Here is a 26,391-nt window from a genome sequence, read left to right as displayed (position 1 = left end):
ATATTGATGCTTGTTTAGCAGTCAAGCGTACTAATTTCCTGTAGACACATAAGAAATAAATTCTAACAACTAAATCTATTTTATTTAAACAAAGGTATGAAACCTAAGACTAAAAAAACACTTCTAACAATGATGCCATGGAATAAGCTGTTTCTTGTAAGTGCATTGTTGTTGATTTCATTGGCAGGTTTTTCTCAAAATCAAGTCATCAAGTTGCAGAAGCGTGAGGCCACTCTCAAGACCATGATTACTGCCATAGAAAAGCAAACAAATAAGTCTGTTGATTACGGGCAGAATGTGATGAATCTTAAAAAGGTGGTGAAAGTAAGTGCTACCCAAATGAAGCTATCCGACTTATTGAGAGAGCTTTTTATGGGCACCAACATAGAATATACCATCACCGACCGACACATTTTAATCAGTCAAAAAAACAAGCCTCAGACACAAAACACCCTTCAAAGTGGCGCAACGATTCGTGTAAAAGGACAGGTGACTGATGAGAATGGCGAATCGCTCCCAGGTGTTACGGTGAGAGTAAAGGGCAGCAAGACTGCAACTGCAACCGATATTGATGGAAACTATAGCCTCGATGTTCGTAGCAATGACATACTCGAATTCTCGTATGTTGGATTTGCTACTCGCGAATTCAGAGCTTCTGATGTCACCTCTACTACTGTCTTGAACGAAAGTTCTAAACAACTGGGTGAAGTGGTAGTAACGGCTCTTGGTATCAAGCGCGAAGAGAAGGCTTTGAGCTACAATGTACAACAAGTAAAGAGTGAAGAACTGACTCGTAACAAGGATGCCAACTTTGTCAACTCGCTCAGTGGTAAGGTGGCAGGCGTAAGCATTACCAAAAGTGCCAGTGGCGTGGGTGGTGCTACACGTGTGATTATGCGTGGTGCTAAATCTATTGAAGGCAGCAACAATGTGTTGTATGTAATAGATGGTATCCCCTTGTTCAACTTCAATGGAGGTTCAGATAGTGGTGTTTTAGGAGAGGGACGTGTCAGCAGTGAAGGCATTGCAGACTTTAACCCCGAAGATATTGAGAGCATCAACGTTTTGGCGGGTCCTTCTGCCGCTGCCTTGTATGGTAGTAATGCAGCGAATGGAGCTATCCTCATTACCACAAAAAAGGGTAAAGAGGGGAAGATGGAGATATCCTTCTCGTCAACAGCTGATTTCAGCTCTCCCTTGCTCATGCCTAAGTTCCAAAACACTTATGGTAACAAAGCAGGTTCTTACGAGAGCTGGGGTGAAAAACTTGCAACGCCCAGTTCATACGACCCTGCGAAAGACTTCTTCCGCACAGGTACTAACTTTATCAACTCACTGACGGTAAACACGGGTAATGAGTACAATCAAACCTTTGCATCGGTAGCTTCGACTAATTCAAAGGGCATTGTGCCAAACAATACGTACGACCGATTGAACTTTACAGTTCGTAATTCTTCAAAACTCTTTGGTGGTAAGGTGCAATTAGACTTAGGCGCATCGTACATCAAGCAAAAAGACAACAATATGGTATCTCAAGGTGAGTATTGGAATCCCATTGTTGCTGCTTATCTCTTCCCACGTGGCGAGTCGTTCGATGCTATCAAAACGTTTGAGCGTTACGACAACACACGAAACTTCCCATTGCAATATTGGCCAATCTTAGATGGTAAATTTGCTAATCAAAACCCTTATTGGACAGCTTATCGTAATTTAGCTCCTGATGATAAAGACAGATATATGTTTAATGCAGGTCTCACTTATCACGTCTTAGATTGGTTGGATCTTGCTGGTCGTGTACGTTTTGATAGAACTTTTATGACGAGCGAACGAAAAATCTACGCTTCTTCATACGATGTGTTTGCCAAGTCAAAAGGCGCATACGATTATTATAATTATAAAGATCACCAGACCTATGTCGACTTTATTGCCAGTATCAACAAACGTTTTGGAGACTTTAGCTTAGCTTCCAACATTGGTTACAGCTATTCTGATTATGGCTCACTCACCAGAGGCTATGGTGGTAACCTGACATTAGTACCCAATAAGTTCTCTTTGACCAATATCGATCCTACCGATAGTAAGATTCGTGAGACTGGTGGCGATAGCAAGGTGCGCAATGTGGCAGCCTTTGCCAGTGCCGAATTAGGCTACAAGAGCATGCTCTACCTTACCTTGACAGGCAGAAACGACTGGAATTCGCGCTTGGTTAATTCTTCTGAAGAGTCGTTCTTCTATCCTTCGGTTGGTTTGTCAGGCATCATTTCTGAAATGGTAAAATTACCCAAAGCCATTTCTTACCTCAAAGTAAGAGGTTCGTTCACCGAAGTAGGTTCTCCTGTATCACGTTCGGGTATGACACCGGGAACCATTACAACGCCTATTTTGGGCGGTAGTTTGAAATCAACCGACATTTATCCGTTTACCGATTATAAGGCAGAACGTACAAAGTCGTATGAGCTTGGTTTGACGGCACGGTTATTCAAAAAGCTATCCTTCGACTTCACATGGTACAAATCGAACACCTACAACCAAACGTTTATTGGTGAATTGCCCGAAAGTTCTGGTTATAAAGCCGTATATCTACAAGCAGGAAATGTGGAAAACCGCGGTGTGGAGATGACCTTGGGTTATCACGACACCTTTGGCGAGTTAGGTTGGAACTCTTCGCTTACCTATTCGCACAACAACAACGAAATTATTGAGATGGTGAAGGATTATACTCACCCCATGAGTCCCAAACCTATTAACATTCCTCAAGTTTCTAAAGACAATGGTCGCGTTATCTTAAAGGTTGGAGGCTCTATCAACGACATCTACGCAAATAAGTTCTTGGCTAAAGATAATCAGGGCTTTATCAATGTTACTTCGTCTGGTGGCTTCAACGTAGAGAATGTAGATCCCGTGTACCTCGGTAAGACCACACCAGATTTTACGATGGGTTGGAACAACTCATTCTCTTATAAAGGCTTCGGACTAAGTTTCTTAATCAATGCACGTGTGGGCGGTGTTGTTACTTCTTCTACACAAGCATTGCTCGACAAGTTTGGTGTGTCGCAAGCCTCTGCCGATGCTCGTGATGCTGGTGGTGTGCTGATTCCAGAACAGGGAGTGTTCGATGCCAAAAACTATTATAACTTGATAGGTACAGGCGAAACAGCCTTGGCTGGCTACTATACCTATAGTGCAACCAATGTGAGATTGCAAGAGTTAACTTTCAGTTACAAGTTTAATTCTCGTTGGTTCAATAATGTGGTGAAAGATTTAACACTCTCGTTTGTGGCTAACAATCCTTGGATGATTTATTGCAAGGCACCTTTCGATCCAGAGGTGACTCCTTCTACAGGAACTTATGGACAAGGAAACGATTACTTCATGCAGCCCAGTCTGAAGAGTTATGGATTTAGTGTAAAATTTAAATTCTAATCAACTATGAAATTTCTAAGATATAAACAATATATGATAGGTTTATTGGCTTTGTCATTGTTTGCTTCGTGCGACTTTGAGAAAATCAATACCAACGAGTTCGAGATGCTTCCCGAAGAAGGTAAAATGGACGGTATCTCTGTCGGTGGTCCTATAACAGCTTTGCAAAAGTGCGTAGTACCTGTTGGTACACAAGACGACGGAACAAATGTTGCCAACGAATATCAAGTAGCTTATCATTTGGCTGCCGATTGTTGGAGTGGTTACTTTGCCCAAAACAACAACTGGAACAGCGGTCGTAACAACTTAACCTATTTCTTGATGGACGGTTGGGTATCGGCATCGTACACCTCGGCTTACACCAAAGTGATACCGTTGTGGCAAGACATTAAGATAAAGACCGAGAAAGATTTCCCAGAGGCGTATGCTTTGGCACAAATTCTCAAAGTATCTACTTGGCATAAGGCTACTGATATGTTCGGCCCAATTCCTTACAAAGAGGCTGGAAAGGGACTTATTAGTGTGCCTTACGACAGTCAGGCAGACGTGTACAAATACATGTTTGAGGATTTGACGAATGCCATTGGCGTGCTGACAAATGCTCTTGAGCATGGTACTACCAAATTGTTGCCCAATGCCGATGCCGTATATGGAGGCAATGTGAAGAAATGGATAGTCTATGCCAACTCCTTAATGCTTCGCTTGGCGATGCGTGTATATTATGCCGATGAGGCGATGTCAAAGAAGTATGTACTGCAAGCGGTGAACAATCCTTACGGTGTAATGCAGTCTAAGGACGATGAAGCAAAAATGGAAAAGGGTGCGGGACTTACCTTTATCAACAATATTGAGATTTTATCAAATCAATATAATGAGTGCCGCATGGGTTCATCAATGCAGGCTTATTTAGGTGGATACGAAGATCCACGCCTTCCCAAGTACTTTACAGAGTCTGAAGCTTATTACGCTCAGGACTTGGGACAATACGGAAAATACCTGGCAGTACCAACTGGTAACATTACGGAGCAGAACGATGTATATAAAATGGCGTCAAGACCCAATGTAACCAAGACAACCGCCACTTATTGGATGCGCGCCTCTGAAGTGTATTTCCTTTTGGCAGAAGCAGCGTTACATGGCATTTCTGTCAACGGTTCTGCTGAAGACTTCTATCGCAAGGGTATTGCCATGTCATTCGAAGAGAATGGCATTCCTGTCAATGAGGTAGACAACTATATGAACTCTGGCCGTACACCGATGAAATATGAGCTAAGCATGTGGTATCCTAATGTGAATGTTTCAGAGCCTCCAGTTACAAAAGCTACCGTAAAGTGGGGTGGCAGTAACGAAGAGAAGTTAGAGAAAATCATGATTCAAAAATGGATTGCACTCTATCCTAACGGACAAGAAGCTTGGAGTGAATATCGTCGTACAGGCTATCCAAAACTACACAAGGTAATGGCGAATTACAGCAACGGTGAGGTTGATACCAATATTGGTATTCGCAGAATGCGTTATCCAGCTAACAGGGCTACATCTGATGAGGATAAGCAGAACTTGGACAAAGCTCGTCAGATGCTGCGTGACGGACAAGATAAGGCTGGTACTCGCCTGTGGTGGGACAATAAGAATAAATAATATACTTAAAATCGAAAAATAATGAAACGTTTTAAATATCATCAACTATTTCTCGCTCTTGCGATAGGAATGTTCATGACCTCCTGTAGTGATATGGTAGAACCCGAAGCAAAGGAGTTTGACCATGTAGGTGGTTATAACACCATGAACAATGAGCAGAGCGAACAATATTACGCTGATTTAAGAGCTTATAAGAAAACGGCTAATAATTATGGTCGCCCTGTAGCATTCGGTTGGTATTCTAACTGGTCACCAGCAGGCACTTATCGTAGAGGCTACCTTAGTTCGATGCCCGACAGTATGGATATTGTGTCTATGTGGAGTGGTGCCCCTAACAGATTTGAAATTACACCCGCACAAAAGGCTGACAAAGAGTTTGTGCAAAAAGTGAAAGGAACCAAACTGCTGGAGGTAACTCTACTTTCTTATATCGGAAAGGGTAGAACTCCTGATTATGTGTACCACGAAGTGGAGAAAAAAGCAGAGCAAGAAGGTTGGAGCAAAGACGAGGAACGACTAAATGAGGCAAAGAAACAAGCTCGTTGGAAGTTCTGGGGTTACAATGGCAAACGTGGATCAGAAAGCCACAAACAAGCATTGGCAAAGTTTGCGAAAGCTCTCTGCGACTCGTTGGTAGCTAATGATTGGGATGGTTATGACATCGACTGGGAAATAGGAAGTGGTGTCTTTGACATGGATGGAACTTTAGAAACCAATGAAGACTTAATTTATTTGATTAAGGAAATGAATAAGTATATTGGTCCAAAGAGTGACCCAGAGGGCAAAGGCCACAAACTAATTTGTATTGACGGACAATTCCATGGTCTAACCAAAGCCTTGGATGGCTATGTTGATTATTGGATTGCACAATCGTATGGCTGGGTGCCCAGCTTAGATTACTATGACTTTGATACCAAAAAACTGATTATCACAGAGAATTTTGAATCCAACTTTAGTAGTGGTGGTAAGCTGTTAAAACAGGCAGCCTTGATGCCAACCAACGGATGTAAAGGTGGTGTAGGTGCTTATCGTTTTGACAACGACTACGACAATACGCCTAATTACAAGTGGATGCGCCAAGCTATTCAGATTAACCAGAAGGTTTATAATGAATGGAAAGCCAACCAAAAGAAAAAGTAAGTTTAGTGAATCATCAAAAATGAGATAACAATGAAAAACAAACATATATGCCGTTCTCTTTTAATGGGAGGGTTAGCCCTCTTGTTAGGAGCATGCAATAATGAGAGCGAAAGTGATTTGCTCGCTGAAAAGGTTTACTTCGAGAGCAGTGAATATCAGGTAACGATGAAAGAAGAAAAAGATGTGATGGATGTAAATATCACCTCTCGTCTTAGTAATCTTCTGTCGTCGGATGTGAATGTATCGTATGAGGTAGCAGAAGAGTCATTGGTAAAAGAGTATAATGCGAAGCATGGTACAGGCTATTTACCGTTCAATGCACAAAATGCGAAAATAAACACACCGCAAGCTGTGATTGAAGCAGGTGCGACGCACGCCAAACCAGTGGTACTTACCCTGTCTGGATTGAATAGTCTTGAAGCAGGAAAGTCTTATATCTTGCCTGTTCGAGTAAAATCAAGTAGTGTTCCTACAGTGGCTGGTGAGGATATAGAATATGTTATTTTAGCGAAACCAATCTTAATTAACAAGGTGGGTACGTTCACAAATCACTATATTTCTGTAAAATTCCCAGCAGGAACTTTCTTTAAGTCGTTTACCTATGAGGCTTTAGTTTATTCTACAGGCTGGGGATCGAATAATACCATTATGGGTTGCGAAGGTATCATGATATTACGTGTTGGTGATGAAGGCGGTGGCATTAGTAGAGGTATTTTGCAAATTGCAGGAAACCAGCATTACGAATCACCTGACAAACTGCCCGCAAACAAATGGTGTCACGTTGCCATCACATACGATCAACCTTCTGGAAAGACTGTTCTGTACTTGAATGGTACCAAGTGGGCTGAGTCTACTTGGAATATTGCTGGCTTCGATCCTAATAAGGATGTTGGCTTTAACATTGGTAAGTTGGCTGGATTCCCTTGGGGCGAACGTCCATTCCGCGGTTATATGAGCGAATTGAGAGTATGGAGTGTGGCTCGTACCGACAAGCAAATCAAACAATTCATGTTAGGAGTAGATCCTAAGTCTGACGGACTTGAATTGTATTATAAGCTTGATGGCTCCGAGAAAGTCGAAGGCGATATCATCAAAGATGCAGCCAAGAATTTGGATGGTAAGACAAACGGTATTGATATTGCTCCCTTAAATGAACCAATCTCTATCAAATAATTTTTGAGAGTGACATAAAACGTAAAAAGGAGGTGTGCCCATGGTCGTTCACCTCCTTTTTTACGTGCTTTCAAATCTACACATGAAAACCATTATTCTTTCCTTGTCATCACGTGAAGTCTACAGATAATCACTTTTAAGGTTGTTTTTGTGGCAAAGTCAACTTAATTTCTTATTTTTGCGTGTAGATATTTATGTAGAACATAAAAAATGAGAATATGGAACTTATTGTATTTCTGGTATTTTTAGCAATAGCCTTATTAGGCTGGGGATGTGGTGCTTTGCACGATAAAGTTTTTAATTATCAGCCTCTGCCTGAAGAGCATGTCGATGATTCATCTGCTGCGCACGAAGAGTTGAGTTTGCGAGACATCTTGAAAACCAACAGTATAAAAGGTTATCAAGCGATTTAATTTTTTTGCTCAATTTGAGACTGGTGGGGATTGTCCCAATCCATTCTATTTTGCAGAATAACAAGAATTTAGGGGAAATCCTACGGCTCATGGGGAAATTCCCTCTCGAGGTTAAGAAGAGTTTTTGTATATTTGTATCGTGCGTTGAGTGTGATTCTATACTCCGGCTATAAATCAAGAAAACATGAAAAAAAACTTACTTATTTCGTTGTCTATCCTCATTGTATGCAGTGGTTGCGGTACTTATGCGGGGAGTGGAGCTTATGCAGGTTCCTCTTTAGGGTCAATATTGGGGAGTGCTATTGGAGGTATCTCTGGAGGCCCTCGTGGAAGTGATTTAGGAACGATAATAGGAATGGCAGGAGGTGCTGTGGTTGGTGGAGCTATCGGAGCAAATGCAGATAAAAAGCGAGAAGCTGATTTAGACCAGTATCAGCGAGATAAGGAGATAAGAGCCCAGAAGAGGGCGCAGCGCCAACAAATCAAGAAGCAGAAACAAGAAAACATGTACGATTATCAGCGAGAGGGCTGGGATGCAAGTGGATATGACGAAACAAACAGTGGGGATGACCGTCTCTTAGATTTTGAGAGAAAAGGCGATGAAGATTCACTCATGATTCAGTATCCAACGAAGAAGACTCCTGCCACCTCCAGCGTAGAGAAGTTAGCCAAAGGTCTCACTTATGCGCCAACCATGGAAATTAGAAATGCACGACTGATAGACCAAAATCAGGATGGAGCCATATCGCGAGGGGAGGTTTGCAGAGTGGTGTTTGAAGTTTACAATCATGGTACTCAGACTTTATATAATGTAGAACCGATAGTTTTAGAAACTACCAACAACAAGCATCTTACCATTTCCCCGAGTGTTCGTGTAGAACAAATCGAACCGGGTACAGGAATCCGCTATACTGCCATGGTGAAGGCTGACAATAGAATAAAGTCAGGGCGTGCAAAGATATGCGCCACTGTGGTGCAAGGAGGTCGTACGATTTCGAAAGTTTGTGAGTTTGATGTCATCACGAAGAAATAAATAAAAGTGAACCACAACTTCTACGAATGACATAAATATGTCAATGAGCGCACGTTTCAACAACGAATAACGCCAACTAAACAGCGATTGTAAAATTGGTATTACGCTGTATGAAATGATAATTATTGCTGAATTTTCTTTACAAAGTGCCTCTCATAACTCGCGTGAAAACATCCAACGACAAAGTTGGTCGCAAATACGCGAGTTATGAGAAAGTTTCATAATCCGTTGTTATTTAACGCATTACGCTTGGTGCACTTCCTTTCTTTCTTAATTTTATCACTTTTTGGCAGTTAAAGCATTGAGATAAGCCTCCTATTTGCATGCTTTAATGCTCTTGAAGCATGTGAATAACATCTCTAATACATGTTTCCAAGACCGTTAAATCAATGTTTTGATTAAAAAAACCGTTTATTTTGTTAAAATCAGCCCATTTTTGTTGGGTGTTTGCCTATTGGTTTTCTCTATTTTGAAGATTTTAGATGGCCGTTTTTTGGTAAAATTACACAACAAAAATGTTATTTTGAGACTGTTGTCGTTGTTCAGTTTTAATAGACTTCAAAAGTTACGCAAGGAGAGGCATAACCGCATTGTGGTAGGGGAGTACGGCTTGTGTGTCCGCCCAACCAAGATGTAACATCAATTCAATAGGTGTTTGATTGGCTGCACGAATCGTGTGCCTTTATGCCTTAGCGCAAGCGATATGCTGGTGTCTTTCATGCTTTTATTTGTTCATTACCAACTCAATATTCTTCTGGAAGAATCGTGCTGTATAGGCATAATCCCGTTGTTAATATGTTAATAAACGTTTAATTTGTAAATTTCTGTTTGGAAAAATTTGCTAAAATTGCAGGTTTAGCTTATTTATGCATAATACGATTATTCGACAAACGCTTATAGTTTATTTTGTAATGAGGGGTTTGGACTTTTGTAATGTTTGTTTTTATTCGTAAAAGTTATGAATAATAAGTGAATGATTTGAGAAGACTTTAACTTAACAATGAGGTTATGAAACAAAGATTAACAATGTTGCTTGTAAGTTTGTTTCTCTGTGTAGGCTTGGCTAATGCCCAGACACAGATCAATGGTACTGTTACATCAGCTGATGATGGGCAGCCAGTGATTGGAGCATCGGTCATGATCACAGGAACAAAGACAGGCGTGGTAACTAACGTAGATGGTAAGTTCTCGCTTACTTCTAACAAGAAGAATCCTATGATTACGGTTTCGTACATAGGAATGAAGTCACAAACCTTGCACGGTACGCAAAACATGCAGATCGTATTGCAATCGGACGCACAGAAAGTGCAAGAGGTGGTGGTAACTGGTATGCAGAAGATGGACAAGCGTCTCTTTACTGGTGCGGCTACCAAAGTGGATGCCGAGAAAGCCAAACTTGATGGTGTTGCCGACATTAGCCGTTCACTCGAAGGACGTGTGGCAGGTGTTAGCGTGCAAAATGTATCAGGTACTTTCGGTACGGCACCGAAGATTCGTGTGCGTGGTGCTACCTCTATTTATGGTAGCAGTAAGCCACTTTGGGTGGTAGACGGTGTTATTATGGAAGATGTAACCGAGGTGGATGCCGACCAGCTGTCGTCTGGAGATGCTGCTACCTTGATTAGTTCTGCCATAGCAGGGCTTAACTCGGATGACATCGAGAGCTTCCAGATTTTGAAAGACGGTTCGGCTACCTCTATATATGGTGCGCGCGCGATGGCGGGTGTGATTGTAGTTACCACCAAGAAGGGTAAGGTAGGAACAACACGCATTAATTATACAGGTGAATTTACGTCGCGCCTGAAACCCAGTTATAGTCAGTTCAATATCATGAACTCGCAAGAGCAGATGGGTATTTATCGCGAAATGGAGGCAAATGGTTTGATTTCGTTTGCTCGTACCTATCGTGCGTCATCAAGCGGTGTCTATGGTAAGATGTACCAGTTGATGAATACTTACGACTCTACTACAGGAAAATTCTTGCTGCCACATACGCAAAAAGGTATGAACGATTATCTGATGAAGGCAGAAATGAGAAATACCAACTGGTTTAACGAGTTGTTTAGCAGTGCTATTTCCATGAACCACTCGGTGAGTGTGTCGAGCGGAACAGAGAAAGCACAATATTATGCCTCGTTCAGTATCATGGATGACCCGGGATGGACAGAACAGAGCAAGGTGCAACGCTATACTGCCAGCACCAATGCCTTGTTTAACTTGAGCAAGAAGGTGTCGTTGAACCTCATTAGCAACGCTGCCTACAGAAAGCAAAAGTCGCCTGGAGCATTGAACCAGCATGTAGATGCTGTCACGGGAGAGGTGAGTCGTGAATTCGACATCAACCCTTATTCGTATGCCATCAATACTTCAAGGGCGTTGGATCCAAATGAATATTACACAACTAACTATGCGCCTTTTAATATCCACAATGAGTTGGCTAACAACTTCATGGATTTCGATGTGATAGACATGAAGATTCAAGGCGAATTGAAGTACAAACCCATCACGAAAGTAGAATTGGCAGTCTTGGGCGCTTATAAGTTCTCTACCACAACACAGGCTAATCAAATCAGAGAGAACTCGAACATGGCTATGGCTTTCCGTGCCATGGACGATGCCACCATGCGTGATAACAACCCACGATTGTACAAAGACCCTGACAAACCTAACTCGCTACCGTTTTCGGTATTGCCCAATGGTGGTTTCTATCGCGAGACAAAGTACAAGATGAACAGCTGGGACTTCCGTGCCACAGCAAGCTATAATGATGTGTATGCCAACGACCATATCGTGAACTTGTTTGGTGGTATGGAAGTGAACAACACCGATCGTAGCCGCAGCTACTTCAATGGTGTGGGTATGCAGTATGATATGGGCTACTTAGGAGCATACGACTATAACTACTTCAAGCAAGCCAGCGAGGAAAATGATGTGTATTACAGTTTGGGTAATGGTTACAACCGTGAGGTGGCTTTCTTTGCTACGGGTACCTATTCTTATAAGGGACGTTATACCATTAACGGTACCACCCGTTATGAGGGTAGCAACCGATTAGGAAAAGTGCGCAGCGCACGTTGGTTGCCTACATGGAACGTGTCGGGAGCATGGAATGCTCACGAAGAAGCATGGTTTGGCGATGCATTCAAGAATACATTGACGCATGCTACGCTCAAGGCATCATACTCGCTCACCGGAGATAAACCTGCCACGATTAACGCGCAGCCTATTATTGAGAGCTTTAACCCATGGCGTCCGTTTGCAACAGATAAAGAGTCGGGACTCGAAATGTACGATTTTGCCAATCCTGATCTGACCTATGAAAAGAAACATGAGTTGAACTTGGGCATTGACTTAGGTTTCTTGAACAACCGATTGAATGTTACATTTGATTGGTACACTCGTAACAACTACGACTTGATTGGTCCGCGTACAACAAACGGTACCAAGGGAACCATTACTGAATATGCCAACGTAGCATCCATGAAATCAAACGGTGAAGAGTTTGCTATTACCAGCAAGAACATTGTTACCAAGGATTTCCAATGGACTACCGACTTTATCTTCTCACATGTGAAGACCGAAGTAACCGATCTTGACAACCGCAAACGTTTCATCGACATGGTTACTGGCTCTGGATTTACCATGAAAGGTTATCCATATCGCTCACTCTTCTCTATTGACTTCCAAGGATTGAACGCGAGTGGTGTGCCTACATTCCTTAACCAAGACGGTAAATTGACAACCAGCGATTTCAACTTCCAGTCACGCGTGTTGGATTTCTTGAAGTATGAAGGTCCTACTGATCCTACTATCACAGGTTCGTTTGGTAACGTATTCTCATACAAAGGCTTCCACCTCAACGTGTTTGCCACCTATGCCTTCGGAAACAAGGTGCGTTTGGATCCTGCATTCTCTTCTTATTACTCTGATTTGGATGCGATGCCAAAGGAGTTTAAGAACAGATGGACAGTGGCAGGCGATGAAGCAAAAACGAATATCCCAGCTATTGCCGACTTGCGAACGATGCAGCGTGATACCAGATTGGGATATGCCTACAATGCCTACAACCGCTCTACGGCACGTGTAGCAAAGGGCGACTTTATCCGCATGAAGGAAATTTCGCTGGCGTATGATTTCCCACGCCATCTGCTCACTCCGTTGCATCTTAACACACTTAATCTAAAATTACAGGCCACAAACCTCTTCTTGATCTACGCTGACAAGAATCTCAATGGACAAGATCCTGAGTTCTTCAATGTGGGTGGTGTTGCCGTACCTATGGCACGCCAGTTGACATTGACGGTGAGAGTTGGCCTTTAACGCATAAAGAAGTACACGATATGAAAAAAATAAGTTTTTTATTATGTATCGCTTTGGCAACTTTGAGTCTCACAACCGCTTGTGATGACTATTTGGACACACTGCCCGATGACCGTGCCGAAGTTGATAATTTAGATAAGGCTGCCAGCTTGTTGGTGACGGCTTATTCAACACAGTCGCCAAATTTCATCATGGAGATGAGTAGCGACAATGTCCTAGATAATGGTAGACTGTATAATGCTCAAATAATGCAGGAGGAAGCTTATCGTTGGAAAGACATTACAGTTACTTTCAATGATAGTCCCCGAAGCGTTTGGAACAATGCGTATGTAGCCATTGGTACTGCCAACGAGGTGTTGGCTTCGCTCGAAAAGTTGCCAGATAGCGAGAAGTTGCAGGCTATCAAGGCAGAGGCTTTGTTGTGCCGTGCTTTTGCCATGTTCCGTTTGTCTAATATGTTCTGTATGGCATACGACCCAACGAAAGCCGATAAATATTTAGGACTGCCTTACCCTAAGGAACCTGGTGTAACTGTGCCTACGCGTGGTACTTTGAAACAATTGTATGAAAACATCAGTGCAGACATTGAGGCGGCTTTGCCTAAGGTGAGCGATGCACACCTGAAGGTGCCTAAGTATCACTTCAATACAGCAGCGGCTTATGCCTTTGCTGCTCGCTTCAACTTGTTCTATCACAACTACGACAAAGCCATTGCTTATGCAGATAAGGCTCTGGGCGTAGCTCCCTCTTTCCGTGCTGTAGACACGTATAAGAGTCTTGGTGGAGTAGATGAAATAGGCAATGCGTATGTGCGTTCTGGTGATAAAGCCAATCTTTTGCTTATGACTGCCTTATCATCGTCAGGAAGAGCTATGTGGTCTTCACGTTTTGTCCGTTTTAATCACGGCCGCCCTATTGTGAGCAACGAAACCTTTTGGGCAAAGATGCCTTGGGGAAGTGGTTCTGTCGATAATACGCTGTATGAATCGCATTTGCTGTATGGATCTAGTCAGCAAGTGAATTATCCCAAGATGCAAGAAATGTTTGAGGTAACAGATAAGGTAAATCAGGCAGGTTTTGCGCATACTATTGATGCTGTTTTCACTACTGAGGAAACACTGTTGGTACGTGCTGAGGCTTACGCCATGAAGAAAAATTTTGCTGGTGCCATTGCCGACATCAATACTTGGATTACTGCTCACTGCGCACCACAAACCAAAAAAGCCATTCGACCAGTGTTAAACGAGAAGTCTATCAACGATTTCTGGGGTGATAATAAGGTGACTCATGTTGTACCCGATACCATTAAAACGGATAGAGACAGAGGTGTAAAGAAACTATTGCATCCACAAGGATTTAACGTTGAAGAAGGAACGCAAACCAACTTGATTTACATGATACTGCAAATGCGCCGTTTGGAAACATGGCAGCAAGGTCAACGTTTCCAAGATATCAAACGTTATGGTCTTGTAATTTGTCACAATATTGATGGTGAAAATCCACTCATCTTCAAGTCTGGTGATTTGCGCGGAGCCATTCAGCTACCTGCCGATGTGATAACAGCTGGCTTGGAACCAAACCCAAGAGAGAACACTAACGAGAAAAAATAATAGAATTATGAAATACATCAAAATATTAATGTTCGCAGGGATACTTTCGGCAGCCAGTGCTTGTACCACTGACGAGATAAACTCCGATAGTATTTTCAAGAATAAAGAAACTGTGCAGACAGATTTTGACAAGTGGTTGACGAAGAACTTTACAGATCCGTACAACGTCCAGTTCAACTATCGCTACATTGACAAACTGTCGGACAATCGTTACAACGTAGTGCCTGCCGATGAAGAAAAATCTAAAGTGATTGCTCAATTGGTGAAGCACGTGTGGCTTGATGCTTACAAAGAAGTTGCAGGTGAGCCTTTTATGAAGCAAAATTGCTTCCGTGTAATGCAACTTATTGGTTCGCCCGAATATGACGGACAAAACAAAATTGTACTCGGTACTGCAGAGGGAGGATTGAAAATCTTGTTGTTCCGTATTAATGAGCTTGATCCCACAAATATCTATGTTAATCAAGACAATCCCTATGCCAACAAACGCAGTAAACCACTGGATCTGAACCATTGGTACTTCCATACGATGCACCATGAGTTTAGCCATATCTTACACCAAAAGAAGAGTTATTCTACAGAGTATCGCACTATTTCGGCTGGGAAGTATCATGCTGCTGACTGGGTAAACGTCAAAGATGAGGATGCTGCTGCCGATGGTTTTGTTACAGGTTATGGAAGTTCTGAGCCAAATGAAGATTTTGCAGAACTTTATTCTACCTACGTCACCTATACTGATGAGGCATGGCAGAATATCTTGGATCACGGAGTAGTAGTGAAGAAAGATGCCTCTGGTGCTGTTATTTATGCGCGAGACAAGAATGGCGATTACGTGTATCAAAAAGATGCTAAAGGTAATAGAATCTTGGAAACTGATGCAAATGGAGACTTTATTCCTGTAACCGATGCTAATGGCAATGTCGTATATGCGACTGATAAGGACGGAAAATATGAGTTCTTTAAGGATGAAAAGGGCAATCGTATACCAGTGTATAAAGTTCATCAACAGCTGGGAGTACATTACACCATGACAGATAAAGGACTTACACCTTATTTTATCTTTAAGGGGAATGCGTACCCTTTAACCGTGGCAGTAGGAGAACCTGTATACCAGCGTACGGCAGATGGAGAAATCGTTTATGATAAAGACGGTAATCCACAGCCAGAGTATTTTAGAGTACCCCAATTCGAGTATCTGAAACAACCCGAGGTAGATACGTTTGGGCGCGATGCCATTTTGAAGAAACTTGCTATCATGAAGAGTTATTTTCAAGATTCTTGGGGTATTGACTTGGATAAGTTGCGCAGCGTAGTGCTTCGTCGTTCAAAGGAAGCTTCTACACTGGATTTGAAAACACTTAAATAAGACAGTTTTATGAGAAAAGTATTTAATATATGGTTCTTGTTGATGGCACTTGTCGCAATGACCTCTTGTCAGCAAGAAATAGAAGATTTGTTCGACAAGTCATCGTCTGAGCGTATTGATGATGCCATGGATAACAGCGTGAAAATTTTGTCTTCTGCATCCAATGGTTGGGTCATGGAATATTATGGAGGAAGCCAATATGGCGGTTACAATGTCATTTGCAAATTCAAACCTAATGGAGAGGTAACAGTAGCCAGCGAGGCAGGCAAGCCAGACGCTACTTTTACTTCGCATTACAAGATAGAACAGAGTCAGGGTGTTATCCTTTCTTTTGATAGCCACAATCCATTGATTCACTTCTATTCAGATCCACACAATCCAAATAACATTGGAGATGACGGTAAGGGTATGAATGGTGACTTTGAGTTTCGTGTGCTTAAGGCTGCTGCCGATAGTGTTATCCTTGTTGGTAAGAAGCACGGTGCTCGTATCCTAATGACACCAATGGCTAAGGATATGAAATGGGATGCATACCTTAAGAAGATTGCAGAAGTAGAGAAGGCAATGCGTTTTAAATTTTATAACTTTGTTGTAAATAAAGATGCAAAACTGCTTTCTCCTTCTTATCGTACCTTTGCTATTCCTAACGAGGTAGATGGAAATACTGTAGATGTTATTTGCAATTACATCGTCACACCAAAGGGACTAAAATTTTATAAGCCTTATACAATCAATGGCAAGACCTTGACAGGCTTCAAATACACCAATGATGGTAAATTTAAGTTCCCAGAGTCTGTGAATTCAGAGGTATCGCTGAATGGTATTATAATCCCATTAAGTCAACAGGTCGTTTCATTGAGTTGGTACATGAAGTTTAGTACGATGGGTAAGGTTGGTAGACAATTTTGGAATAAGATGCCCAGTATACAAGAGCAATTGGGTGAGGGCTTGAAATCTACAGCCTTAGGAAAATCGAACGGCAAGTTTGGCTTTGTTTTCATAAGCGGAAAATATCAGGGCTGTATGTATATGGACTATAAAATTATTGATGACACACATATCCAGTTGTGGGGAACTGGTAAAGGTGATGGCAACGGTGGATGGTATGCAAAGAATGCTCTCTTTTATAACTATGTAGCTCCTTTCGGTTGGGGAGATGTAAAGAGAACATTTAAGATTGAGGGTGATGATTTGCAGTACACCACAGAACTTATCCTGACAGATGTAGACAATCCCGACAATGTCATTCATCTATATTCATCAAAGATTTCTAATCCTTTGGATCATTAAGAAAACGACTTTATGTTGAACACTTAATTGATAACATCAAAGTGCATTTCCAACATTAATGGAAATGCACTTTTTAGTTATTCACTGCTAAGATAAAAAGGAAAAATCACCATGTTTATAGGAGTATCTTTCAGTAATGAGGGGTAGAAAGTTGATGTGATTATAGTTCAGACTTATTAAAAAATGTTGAGTGGGAGAAAAGAGAGAAATGGAAGGCAAGGAGAAATCTGTTGAATGGCGAGGGCTGACTTTGTGTAATGATAAAAACAAAGATTTTCAGTAGGATTCTGTATCTTAATGCTCAGCAAATCAGATTTAATGTTTACCTTTGCTTTTAGAATATAGAAGTTTGCGTATTGAAGAAGGCTTGATGCTTTTAGTTGTGCGAGCTTCACAAAAATAACATCACATGAAGTTAGTCAGACCCAAGAAAAATTTAGGCCAACACTTCCTGACCGATTTGAATATTGCAAAGCGAATTGCTGACACGGTAGACGCTTGTCCAGATATACCCGTTCTTGAAGTAGGACCAGGGATGGGCGTGATGACCCAGTATTTGGTGGAGAAGCCTCGTGAAATCAAAGCTGTTGAAATTGATAGAGAGTCGGTAGCGTTTCTGCATACCCACTTTCCAAAATTGCAGGGCAATATTATAGGTCAGGATTTTCTTCGCATGGATTTGCAAGAAGTCTTTGAGGGACGTCCTTTTGTCTTAACGGGGAATTATCCTTATGACATCTCCTCCCAAATCTTTTTCAAGATGCTTGAAAACAAAGAGCTCATTCCTTGTTGCACTGGAATGATACAACGAGAGGTGGCTTTGCGCATTGCTTCGGAGCCAGGGCATAAAGCTTACGGCATTTTATCAGTATTGATACAGGCTTGGTACGATGTAGAATATCTTTTCACTGTTGATGAAGATGTGTTCAATCCGCCCCCCAAAGTAAAAAGTGCAGTTATTCGGATGACTCGCAATGCGACCACTGATTTGGGATGTAATGAGCAATTGTTCAAACGATTAGTGAAAGCAGTCTTCAATCAACGTCGAAAAATGCTCCGTGTAAGCTTGCGACAGCTATTTACAGGCAACAATGCCTCTGCCGAATTTTATGCGGGAGAGTTGATGACCATGCGTCCCGAGCAACTTTCTATCCAACAGTTTGTTGACCTGACCAATCGGGTCGAGGTAGAATTGCAACGAGTTCAGGCTTCAAACCAGTAGCCTTCCTTCAAATCAACACCAAGGCACGGAGGGTAGAAAGCGACGAAGGCTCAGCTTCTATTGCTTGAAATGCTCGCTGTAGGTGGGATATGCGAACGCACAACTCCGTCAGTAGAAACCATGGCGAGTGTGCTCGTGATGGAGAATTCGCAGTTTGCTTTCTTTGATTGATCCGATTCGAAAGGGCAAATGTAAGCTGTTCATCCAGCTGCCCCGCCTTTGTCTGCTCCCATAATTATTTCTACGAAACAGTTGTATAATTCGGAATAAATCCCTATTTTTGCATAAGATAGGCTGCGCCTCACCAAAATAAGTAAACTTTTTTTGGTTTCGGCTTGCACTATCTTTGCATATACAGGTTGTTGAAACGTCCTTTTTATGGATGAATTTGTCTTGAACAGCCTCCATTTTTGAAAACAATAAAACTAATACAATACAGAATATGATAGACGTAAATGCTACATTGAAAGAGGCAGAAGAGCGTATGCAAATGGCTGCCACGTACTTAGAAGAGTCTTTGAGCCGCGTCCGCGCAGGACGAGCAAACGTAGCTATCTTGGATGGAGTCATGGTAAACTCGTATGGTTCCATGGTGCCACTTAACCAAGTTGCAAACGTTTCGGTACCCGATGCACGTACCATCGCCATTAAGCCATGGGACAAAAAAGCCATCAAGGACATTGAAAAGGCGATTATGGACTCTGATGTGGGTATTACTCCCGAGAATAACGGAGAGATTATTCGCTTAGGTATTCCACAACCCACCGAAGAGCGACGTCGTGACTTAGTGAAGCAATGCAATAAAATTGGTGAGAAAGCCAAGATTGAAGTGCGTAACGTGCGTTCCGAGATTAAAGACAGACTGAAGAAAGCCGTTAAAGATGGGCTTTCAGAAGATGCAGGAAAGGATGCCGAGAATGAATTGCAGAACGTTCACGATAAATATATCAAGAACGTAGACCGTCTGCTTGAGGAGAAAACAAAAGAAATAATGACCGTCTAAAAGCAATGTGTTGGCGAATGAACAAGCAAACAAACCGCTTGTCCATTCGTCAATTTCCTTGCTTTCTTTTTACACATCAACTTGAATCACATTCATGCACGGATTGGTTGTTAAGAATACGGGTAGTTGGTACACCGTAAAGACAGACAGTGGACAACTGATAGATTGTAAGTTAAAAGGTAACTTTCGTCTCAAAGGCATACGTAGCACTTCGCCCGTAGCCGTTGGTGACTTTGTGCAAATAGTTACCAACGCTGAGGGTACGGCAATGATTACGGCAATTGATGACCGAAAAAACTATATCATTCGTAAATCCCCCAATCTGTCAAAGCAAAGCCAAATTATTGCTGCCAATCTTGACCAAGCTTTTTTATTGGTCACCATTAAATATCCCGAAACATCTACTATCTTTATCGACCGCTTCTTGGCTGGGGCGGAGGCTTATCGCATACCCGTGGTGTTGGTTTTTAACAAGACCGATTTGCTGAATGAAGAGGAGCGCCATTATCAGCAAATGATGATGAATCTCTATGAAACCATCGGCTATCATTGTGTTGAAATCTCCGCAGAGACAGGTCAAGGAATGGAGGTTATTGATGCACTGTTGGCTCAAAAAGTAACCCTATTGAGTGGAAACAGTGGGGTAGGAAAGTCTACACTCATCAATGTACTCATCCCTCATGCCGAACAACGCACTGCCGAAATTAGTGATGCGCATGGCACAGGCATACACACCACTACCTTTAGTGAGATGATAGCACTTCCGCATAGTGGTTATGTGATTGACACGCCGGGTATCAAAGGCTTTGGAACTTTTGATATAGAGCCAGAAGAACTGACCAGTTATTTTAAGGAAATCTTTGCCTTTTCAAAAGATTGCAAGTTCAATAATTGTACCCATACGCATGAACCAGGCTGTGCAGTGCGCACGGCTGTCGAAAACCATTATATCTCCGAAAGTCGCTACCAGAGCTACCTTAGCATGCTGGACGACAAGGACGAGAACAAATATCGTGAGCCCTATTAGACAAAAGCTCTCTGCAATTCTTCTTACCTCTGTGCCCTTTGCAATCTACAGCATTGCTATCACCCAACTGTTCCAAAGGCTTATGGCTCTAAAGTGATTGCGTTCGGTTTTCAATCCCTTGTTCTTTATTTTTTCTTCTATCACGAGAGGGAGTCTGTATCAACAATCATGTGCCCTTTGCCTCCTTCGGCAAGACAGTCTGAGAGTCGATGAGCTGTCTTTTTTTACCTTCTTTTACACGTATGAATTTTTAGTTTCAACCATTAAGCTTTTGCTAAAAATGCTTTGTAGACTTGGTACGTTCCATGATTTTTTGTATATTTGTGTCATCCTTCACCTACTAATTTAATGATGATTATGGAAAATAAGGAAGTAAATTTTGTTGGGATGAGCATCAATGGTTTTGTGGTGTTGCCTGTCTTTTTTGTGCTTTTAGCCATTAGTATCTGTTTGTTTGTCATGGGCATCAATACCAGCGACGCCCTCTCCGTGACAGGCAGTGTGCTTTTTGTTTTAGACTTAATTCTCTTGGCTGGTTTTGTACAGATAGAACCCAATGAAGCCAGAGTAATGATGTTCTTTGGAAAGTATAAAGGCACCTTTAAGAAAGTCGGCTTCCATTGGGTGAATCCTTTTATCACTACAAAGAAACTATCGCTACGCGCACGTAATCTGAATGCCGACCCCATTAAGGTTAATGACAAAGTGGGCAATCCTGTGATGATTGGTTTGGTGTTGGTGTGGCGCTTGAGAGATACCTACAAAGCGATTTTTGAAATAGATTCGCAAACTATGGCTAACGGTATGCAGGGAGAAGCACTCAAAAATGTGAATTCAATTATGCGTGCCTTCGAAAATTTTGTTATGATTCAAAGTGAAGCAGCACTTCGACAAGTCGCTGGTCAATATGCTTATGATTCGAATGAAGTGGATAAGGATGAAATCACTTTGCGCGATGGTGACGAATCCGTCAACAAGGAATTGGAAACGAAGTTAGCCGAACGTTTGCAGATGGCAGGTATCGAAGTGATAGAGGCACGTATCAATTACCTGGCTTATGCGCCCGAGATAGCAGCTGTGATGCTACGACGTCAGCAAGCTGATGCGGTGATTATGGCGCGTGAAAAGATTGTAGAGGGCGCGGTATCTATGGTAAAAATGGCTGTCGATAGACTCTCGTCAGACCAAGTTGTTCACTTAGATGATGACAAAAAAGCTGCCATGGTAAGTAATTTAATGGTGGTTTTGTGTAGTGATGATACAGTTCATCCAGTTGTAAACACTGGAAATTAAGATAGTTAGCAAAGGTGGAAGGTGCCGTTTAATGCTTTCTACAGCACTTATCTCTTTGAAACTCTAAGTGTAGAATCATACTTCGAACACTATCACCAGCTATAAAAATGCCAAGAAAGACAAATATCTCTCTTGGCATTTTTGTGTTTTACACTCTTGGTAAGCGCAGTCTTACTGAACTAACTTTAAGTCAGTGTTAGTTCCTTCACCTGCTTCTTCAAAATCTTTAGATACTAAGCGCAGGGTTGTGTCATCGAGTTTGAGGAATGTAACCGAGTCTTCCTTGTGCTCCTGAACACGAACATACTCTTTACCATTGTGCTGAATGAGGTGTGCAATACCCGTGGTTCGAGCCATCGTTTCTGTACCTTTAGGGGTAACGGCTACTTGCTCGTAAGCAAACTCTGTGATAGAATCACCATAAAGTTTCAGACTGTACTTGTATGTACCGTCAGCAGCAGGACCTTCACCAGCATAAGCCATGGTATCTGTGTTTACTACCGTTGCAGAATCTAATGCTGCATCTTGAGAATCTCCTGCGGTTGACTTCTTTCCGTTTGATTGACATGCAGCAAGCATCAAGCCAGCTGCAAACATAATAGCTAATTTTTTCATTTTTATCTACGTTAGTTTAATAATGATATAATAACTCAAAAGTACGAACTATATTTTATATATCCAAGTTAAAAGTCATAAAATTACACATGAAGGTCACGGGGCTTACATGAAGAAAGGTGGTTTGTAATGAAAGATCATCTTTTTTCTCTTGTTTCAACAATAATGCTAATGCGGTGAAACGGCTGCTGCTTTTTGGTTAAGGCAGGAGTTGTTTTTGTCCTATTATTTTACCAAAAAACGGCCATCTAAAATCTTCAAAATAGAAAAAATGAATAGGCAAACGTACCACAAAAATGGGCTGATTTTCACAAAATAGAGGGCTTTTTTAGTTCAAACATTGACTTAACGCCCTTGGAAACACTCTTTAACGGTGTTATTTACATAACATAGAGGCATTAAAGCATGCAAATTGGAGGCTTATCTCAATGCTTTAATCGCCAAAAAGTGGTAAAAATAGGCAAGAAAAGCGGCGTCATAGATGTAACGTCTTTAATGACAATAGATTACAAACCTTGCTCAAAATTCGCGTATTTGCGACCCACTTTGCTGTTGGATGATTTCACGCGAGTTTTGAGAGGTACTTTGTAAAGAAAATTCAGCATTGATGAGCCTTCCATGCAGCATAACATCAATATGACTTACGTTGCTTCGTGGGTGCTCTTCGTTGTATAAATATGAGTCTTCAATGAAAGAGCTGCGCATGGAAGTTAAAAATAGGGATGTGTCAACAGCATGCGATATTTTGAGTGAACACAGTGGTTCTCCACAAGTAGACCATAAAATCGCCTTGCAATCATCGTATAACCTGAAATAAATCATTATCTTTGCACTATCAATCACAACATAGATGAAAGGGCTATTGCATTGATAAACATAGATGAAATAAAGGATAAGCGTATTGCGGTGTTGCTCTCTGGGGGCGTTGACAGTTCGGTGGTCGTGTACGAGTTGGTGCGTATGGGTGTACAACCCGACTGCTTTTACATCAAAATCGGACCAGAAGAGCAAGAAGAATGGGATTGCACATCGGAAGAAGATTTAGAGATGGCGACCCATGTAGCAGCCAAATACGGTTGTAAGTTGCAGGTGGTGGACTGTCACAAAGAGTATTGGAACGAGGTGACTCGCTACACTATGGAGAAAGTGAAGGCAGGGTACACGCCCAATCCTGATGTGATGTGCAATCGACTTATCAAGTTCGGTGCCTTTCATGAAAAGATGGGGTATCAATACGATTTGATAGCGACAGGACATTATGCTCAAACCGAGATAATAGAAGGTAGGAAGTGGCTTACTACAAGTCCTGACCCAGTGAAAGATCAAACAGATTTCTTAGCGCAAATCTATGATTGGCAACTCAAGAAAGCCCTGTTTCCCATAGGGCATTATCAGAAGGGTGAGGTGCGTAAAATCGCTGAACGTGAGCACCTCATCAATGCCAAACGGAAGGATAGTCAAGGCATTTGTTTCTTAGGGCAAATCAATTACAACGAATATTTGCGGAGGTATATCGGTGAAAATCCTGGAAAGGTCATTGAATTAGAAACGGGAAAACAGATAGGCGAGCATCGTGGACTGTGGTTTCATACCATTGGTCAGCGTCACGGGTTAGGCTTTGGAGGCGGTCCTTGGTTTGTGGTGAAGAAAGATGTCGCCAACAATGTATTGTATATTAGTAAGGGTTACGACCCCCAAACCGCCTATCAAAAGGACTTCAAGATACATGATTTCCATTTTTTGACAATGCCTGTAGACATGCATCATGTTACCTTTAAGATTCGACACACCCCAGAATTTCACTCGGGCATCATCGAACAAACAGCACCAGATAGTTATACCGTTCATGCAGAGACTGCAATACATGGTGTTGCACCAGGACAATTCTGTGTGGTGTATGATGAACAGCACCATTGTTGTATTGGTTCGGGAGAAATTACAGTATGATGACAACGGTTTCACAACAGGAATTTCCTCTCAATGGGAGTAAAAATGCGGAACACTAATTTGTGCAACAATACCAGAAAGTTCTTTCTGAACATGGTGATTCTTTGCAGACCCGCTATTGTAAACGAGCTATTCGTCGCACTTTGAGCAACATGTAAAACATGGTTTCTTATCTTTTCTAAATATTTTTCAGCTATGAAAGCAGACATCGATCTTATTATTCACATTCTAAATAAAGCGGGCGTCAAGCCTACTTCCAATCGCATATTGGTGTTGCGCACCATCATTGAAATGAATCGACCTGTGAGTCTCTCCGACTTAGAGAACAACCTGTTGACTTTAGAGAAATCAAGTATCTTCCGTGTGTTGCGACTCTTTTTAAGAAAAGGAGTCATTCATTCCATAGAAGATGGTAAGGGCTTGGCACGGTATGAAATCTGTACGACCGATAACACGCATGTAGATGACGACATGCACGTCCACTTTTATTGTGAAGCCTGCGAGAAAGTTTTTTGTTTTAAGACGCTACATGCACCAATTCTTGAGTTGCCTGAAGGTTTTCAGGTTCATGCTGTCAATTATATGTTGAAAGGCTTGTGTCCAGACTGTCAAGCGAAGAAAGTCTCCCACAGATAACACAACATTTGAATTTCCGCCCTTTCGAACACGATAAGGGTTTGACACCGAGTTGCATCCCCGTATGGTTACCTTTGCATACAAAACAATTAGATGTATGTTTAGACCATTTATTTTTAAGATTATTTTAGGGGGGATGTTTCTTTCAGCTTGTCAAAGCAATCCCCAACAGCATTCAAATTCACCAACGGAGCAAGCAGAGGAGGCTTCGCATGAGCATGCTAACTTGATTGAGTTAGACCAGAAGAAAGCGCAAGCTGCTGGAGTTGTGGTACGAGAGATAAAGCCAACTGCCTTTCATGGCGTACTGAAAGTGAGTGGTAAGGTGTTGCCAGCTTCTGGTTCTGAAAAGACTGTAGTGGCTACGGTGGCAGGTATTGTGTCAATGCTGCACCCCCTGACCGAGGGAATGTCGGTGGGTAAAGGCACGAGTGTGTTCCGCATTTTCTCTGATCAACTCCCTGAAGGAGATGTTGCACAACGGGCTCGAATTGCTTATGAGACGGCTTTAGCAGATTATAAGCGAAAGAAAGACTTGGTAGCTGACAAAATTGTGACACAAAAAGAATATTTAGATGCCAAAGCCAACATGGAACGAGCCGCACTCGCTTATAAGGCTTTGGGAAGAAGTAATTCGAGTGGAGTAGCTGTGGTTGCACAGATGTCTGGGTTTATCAAAGAGTGCTTGGTAAAACAAGGCGACTATGTGGAAGTAGGGCAGCCGCTTATGACGATTTCTCAAAACAAGCATCTTTATTTGCGAGCAGAAGTGCCAGAAAGTAGTTATGGTATGTTGAGCCAAATTACATCTGCCAACTTCAAGACCTCTTATAGTCAACAGGTGTATCAGCTTTCATCTATGGGTGGGAAACTATTGACTTATGGTAAGGGCTCCAGCATAGAGTCGGCTTTCATACCTGTCACGTTCGAATTTGATAATCGCAATGGAGTTATTCCTGGTGCGTTTGCCGAGATTTATTTGTTGACAACGCAACGCCCCAATGTGTTGAGTGTTCCTATATCTGCCATTACAGAAGAGCAAGGAGTCTATTTTATTTATATCCAAGAAGAAGCGACTCACTATCGAAAGCAGGAAGTGAAGTTAGGTGAGTCGGATGGTACACGAGTAGAAATCCTATCGGGATTAAAGAGTGGAGAGAATGTAGTGATACAAGGAGCAATTCATGTAAAGCTCGCCGCATCTACAATGGAGATACCAGGTCATTCGCATTAATAGGGGGA

18 protein-coding genes are annotated in these 26,391 nt (G+C 42.0%); 17 read left to right on the top strand and 1 reads right to left on the bottom strand.

Translation table 11 applies throughout. The annotated features are described in order from the left end of the window. Positions 1-129: 129 nt before the first annotated feature. From BN35_RS10335 to BN35_RS10270, 14 genes are all read left to right on the top strand, one after another. Positions 130-3,423 (top strand): SusC/RagA family TonB-linked outer membrane protein, encoded by a 3,294-nt coding sequence (locus BN35_RS10335; RefSeq protein WP_025071476.1) that lies wholly within the window; start codon positions 130-132, stop codon positions 3,421-3,423. Between the two features lie 6 nt (positions 3,424-3,429). Beyond that, positions 3,430-5,061 carry a RagB/SusD family nutrient uptake outer membrane protein gene (locus tag BN35_RS10330; protein ID WP_028900811.1) on the top strand — a complete coding sequence of 544 codons (1,632 nt, stop codon included), beginning with the start codon at positions 3,430-3,432 and terminating at the stop codon, positions 5,059-5,061. Between the two features lie 21 nt (positions 5,062-5,082). Beyond that, a complete protein-coding gene (locus BN35_RS10325; protein ID WP_028900812.1) occupies positions 5,083-6,201 on the top strand; it encodes a glycoside hydrolase family 18 in 1,119 nt (372 codons plus the stop codon). Positions 6,202-6,231: 30 nt separating this feature from the next. Then, entirely contained in the window at positions 6,232-7,374 is a 1,143-nt protein-coding gene (locus BN35_RS10320) for a DUF1735 and LamG domain-containing protein (protein ID WP_025071477.1), read from the top strand. A 218-nt stretch (positions 7,375-7,592) separates the two neighbouring features. Beyond that, entirely contained in the window at positions 7,593-7,787 is a 195-nt protein-coding gene (locus BN35_RS10315) for a hypothetical protein (RefSeq protein ID WP_008124599.1), read from the top strand. 184 nt (positions 7,788-7,971) lie between these two features. Further along, positions 7,972-8,820 carry a hypothetical protein gene (locus BN35_RS10310; RefSeq protein WP_025071478.1) on the top strand — a complete coding sequence of 283 codons (849 nt, stop codon included), beginning with the start codon at positions 7,972-7,974 and terminating at the stop codon, positions 8,818-8,820. A 1,008-nt stretch (positions 8,821-9,828) separates the two neighbouring features. Continuing rightward, positions 9,829-13,140, top strand: coding sequence for a SusC/RagA family TonB-linked outer membrane protein (locus tag BN35_RS10305; RefSeq protein ID WP_028900813.1), 3,312 nt, complete (start codon positions 9,829-9,831; stop codon positions 13,138-13,140). A 20-nt stretch (positions 13,141-13,160) separates the two neighbouring features. After that, positions 13,161-14,750 (top strand): RagB/SusD family nutrient uptake outer membrane protein, encoded by a 1,590-nt coding sequence (locus BN35_RS10300; protein ID WP_028900814.1) that lies wholly within the window; start codon positions 13,161-13,163, stop codon positions 14,748-14,750. Between the two features lie 7 nt (positions 14,751-14,757). Then, positions 14,758-16,116: a zinc-binding metallopeptidase gene (locus BN35_RS10295; protein ID WP_025071479.1), complete on the top strand. Its 1,359-nt coding sequence runs from the start codon at positions 14,758-14,760 to the stop codon at positions 16,114-16,116. A 9-nt stretch (positions 16,117-16,125) separates the two neighbouring features. Further along, positions 16,126-17,406 carry a DUF4302 domain-containing protein gene (locus BN35_RS12855; protein WP_051275168.1) on the top strand — a complete coding sequence of 427 codons (1,281 nt, stop codon included), beginning with the start codon at positions 16,126-16,128 and terminating at the stop codon, positions 17,404-17,406. A 409-nt stretch (positions 17,407-17,815) separates the two neighbouring features. Next, positions 17,816-18,628 carry a 16S rRNA (adenine(1518)-N(6)/adenine(1519)-N(6))-dimethyltransferase RsmA gene (gene rsmA / locus BN35_RS10285; RefSeq protein WP_025071482.1) on the top strand — a complete coding sequence of 271 codons (813 nt, stop codon included), beginning with the start codon at positions 17,816-17,818 and terminating at the stop codon, positions 18,626-18,628. A 442-nt stretch (positions 18,629-19,070) separates the two neighbouring features. After that, complete coding sequence (gene frr, locus BN35_RS10280; protein WP_025071483.1) at positions 19,071-19,631, top strand: ribosome recycling factor; 561 nt, start codon at positions 19,071-19,073, stop codon at positions 19,629-19,631. Positions 19,632-19,725: 94 nt separating this feature from the next. Beyond that, complete coding sequence (gene rsgA / locus BN35_RS10275; protein WP_028900815.1) at positions 19,726-20,658, top strand: ribosome small subunit-dependent GTPase A; 933 nt, start codon at positions 19,726-19,728, stop codon at positions 20,656-20,658. A gap of 357 nt (positions 20,659-21,015) precedes the next feature. After that, on the top strand, positions 21,016-21,951 hold the full coding sequence (locus BN35_RS10270) for an SPFH domain-containing protein (RefSeq protein ID WP_028900816.1): 936 nt from the start codon (positions 21,016-21,018) through the stop codon (positions 21,949-21,951). Between the two features lie 171 nt (positions 21,952-22,122). Here the strand turns inward: BN35_RS10270 and BN35_RS10265 are convergent, their stop codons facing one another. Then, positions 22,123-22,566, bottom strand: a complete 444-nt coding sequence (locus BN35_RS10265; protein WP_025071484.1) for a putative periplasmic lipoprotein — start codon at positions 22,564-22,566, stop codon at positions 22,123-22,125. 870 nt (positions 22,567-23,436) lie between these two features. On the opposite strand from BN35_RS10265, the gene mnmA reads away from it, so the two are divergent. From mnmA to BN35_RS10240, 3 genes are all read left to right on the top strand, one after another. Further along, positions 23,437-24,513 carry a tRNA 2-thiouridine(34) synthase MnmA gene (gene mnmA / locus BN35_RS10255; RefSeq protein ID WP_008124574.1) on the top strand — a complete coding sequence of 359 codons (1,077 nt, stop codon included), beginning with the start codon at positions 23,437-23,439 and terminating at the stop codon, positions 24,511-24,513. 195 nt (positions 24,514-24,708) lie between these two features. Next, entirely contained in the window at positions 24,709-25,149 is a 441-nt protein-coding gene (locus tag BN35_RS10245) for a Fur family transcriptional regulator (protein WP_025071488.1), read from the top strand. Between the two features lie 97 nt (positions 25,150-25,246). Then, entirely contained in the window at positions 25,247-26,383 is a 1,137-nt protein-coding gene (locus BN35_RS10240) for an efflux RND transporter periplasmic adaptor subunit (protein ID WP_028900817.1), read from the top strand. The last annotated feature ends 8 nt before the right edge of the window (positions 26,384-26,391 follow it).

Origin of the sequence: Hoylesella timonensis 4401737 = DSM 22865 = JCM 15640, assembly GCF_000455445.1 — a bacterium.
Classification (GTDB): Bacteria; Bacteroidota; Bacteroidia; order Bacteroidales; family Bacteroidaceae; genus Prevotella; species Prevotella timonensis.
The sequence above is the reverse complement of the archived record's forward strand: the minus strand, read 5'-3'. Positions and strand labels throughout refer to the sequence as shown.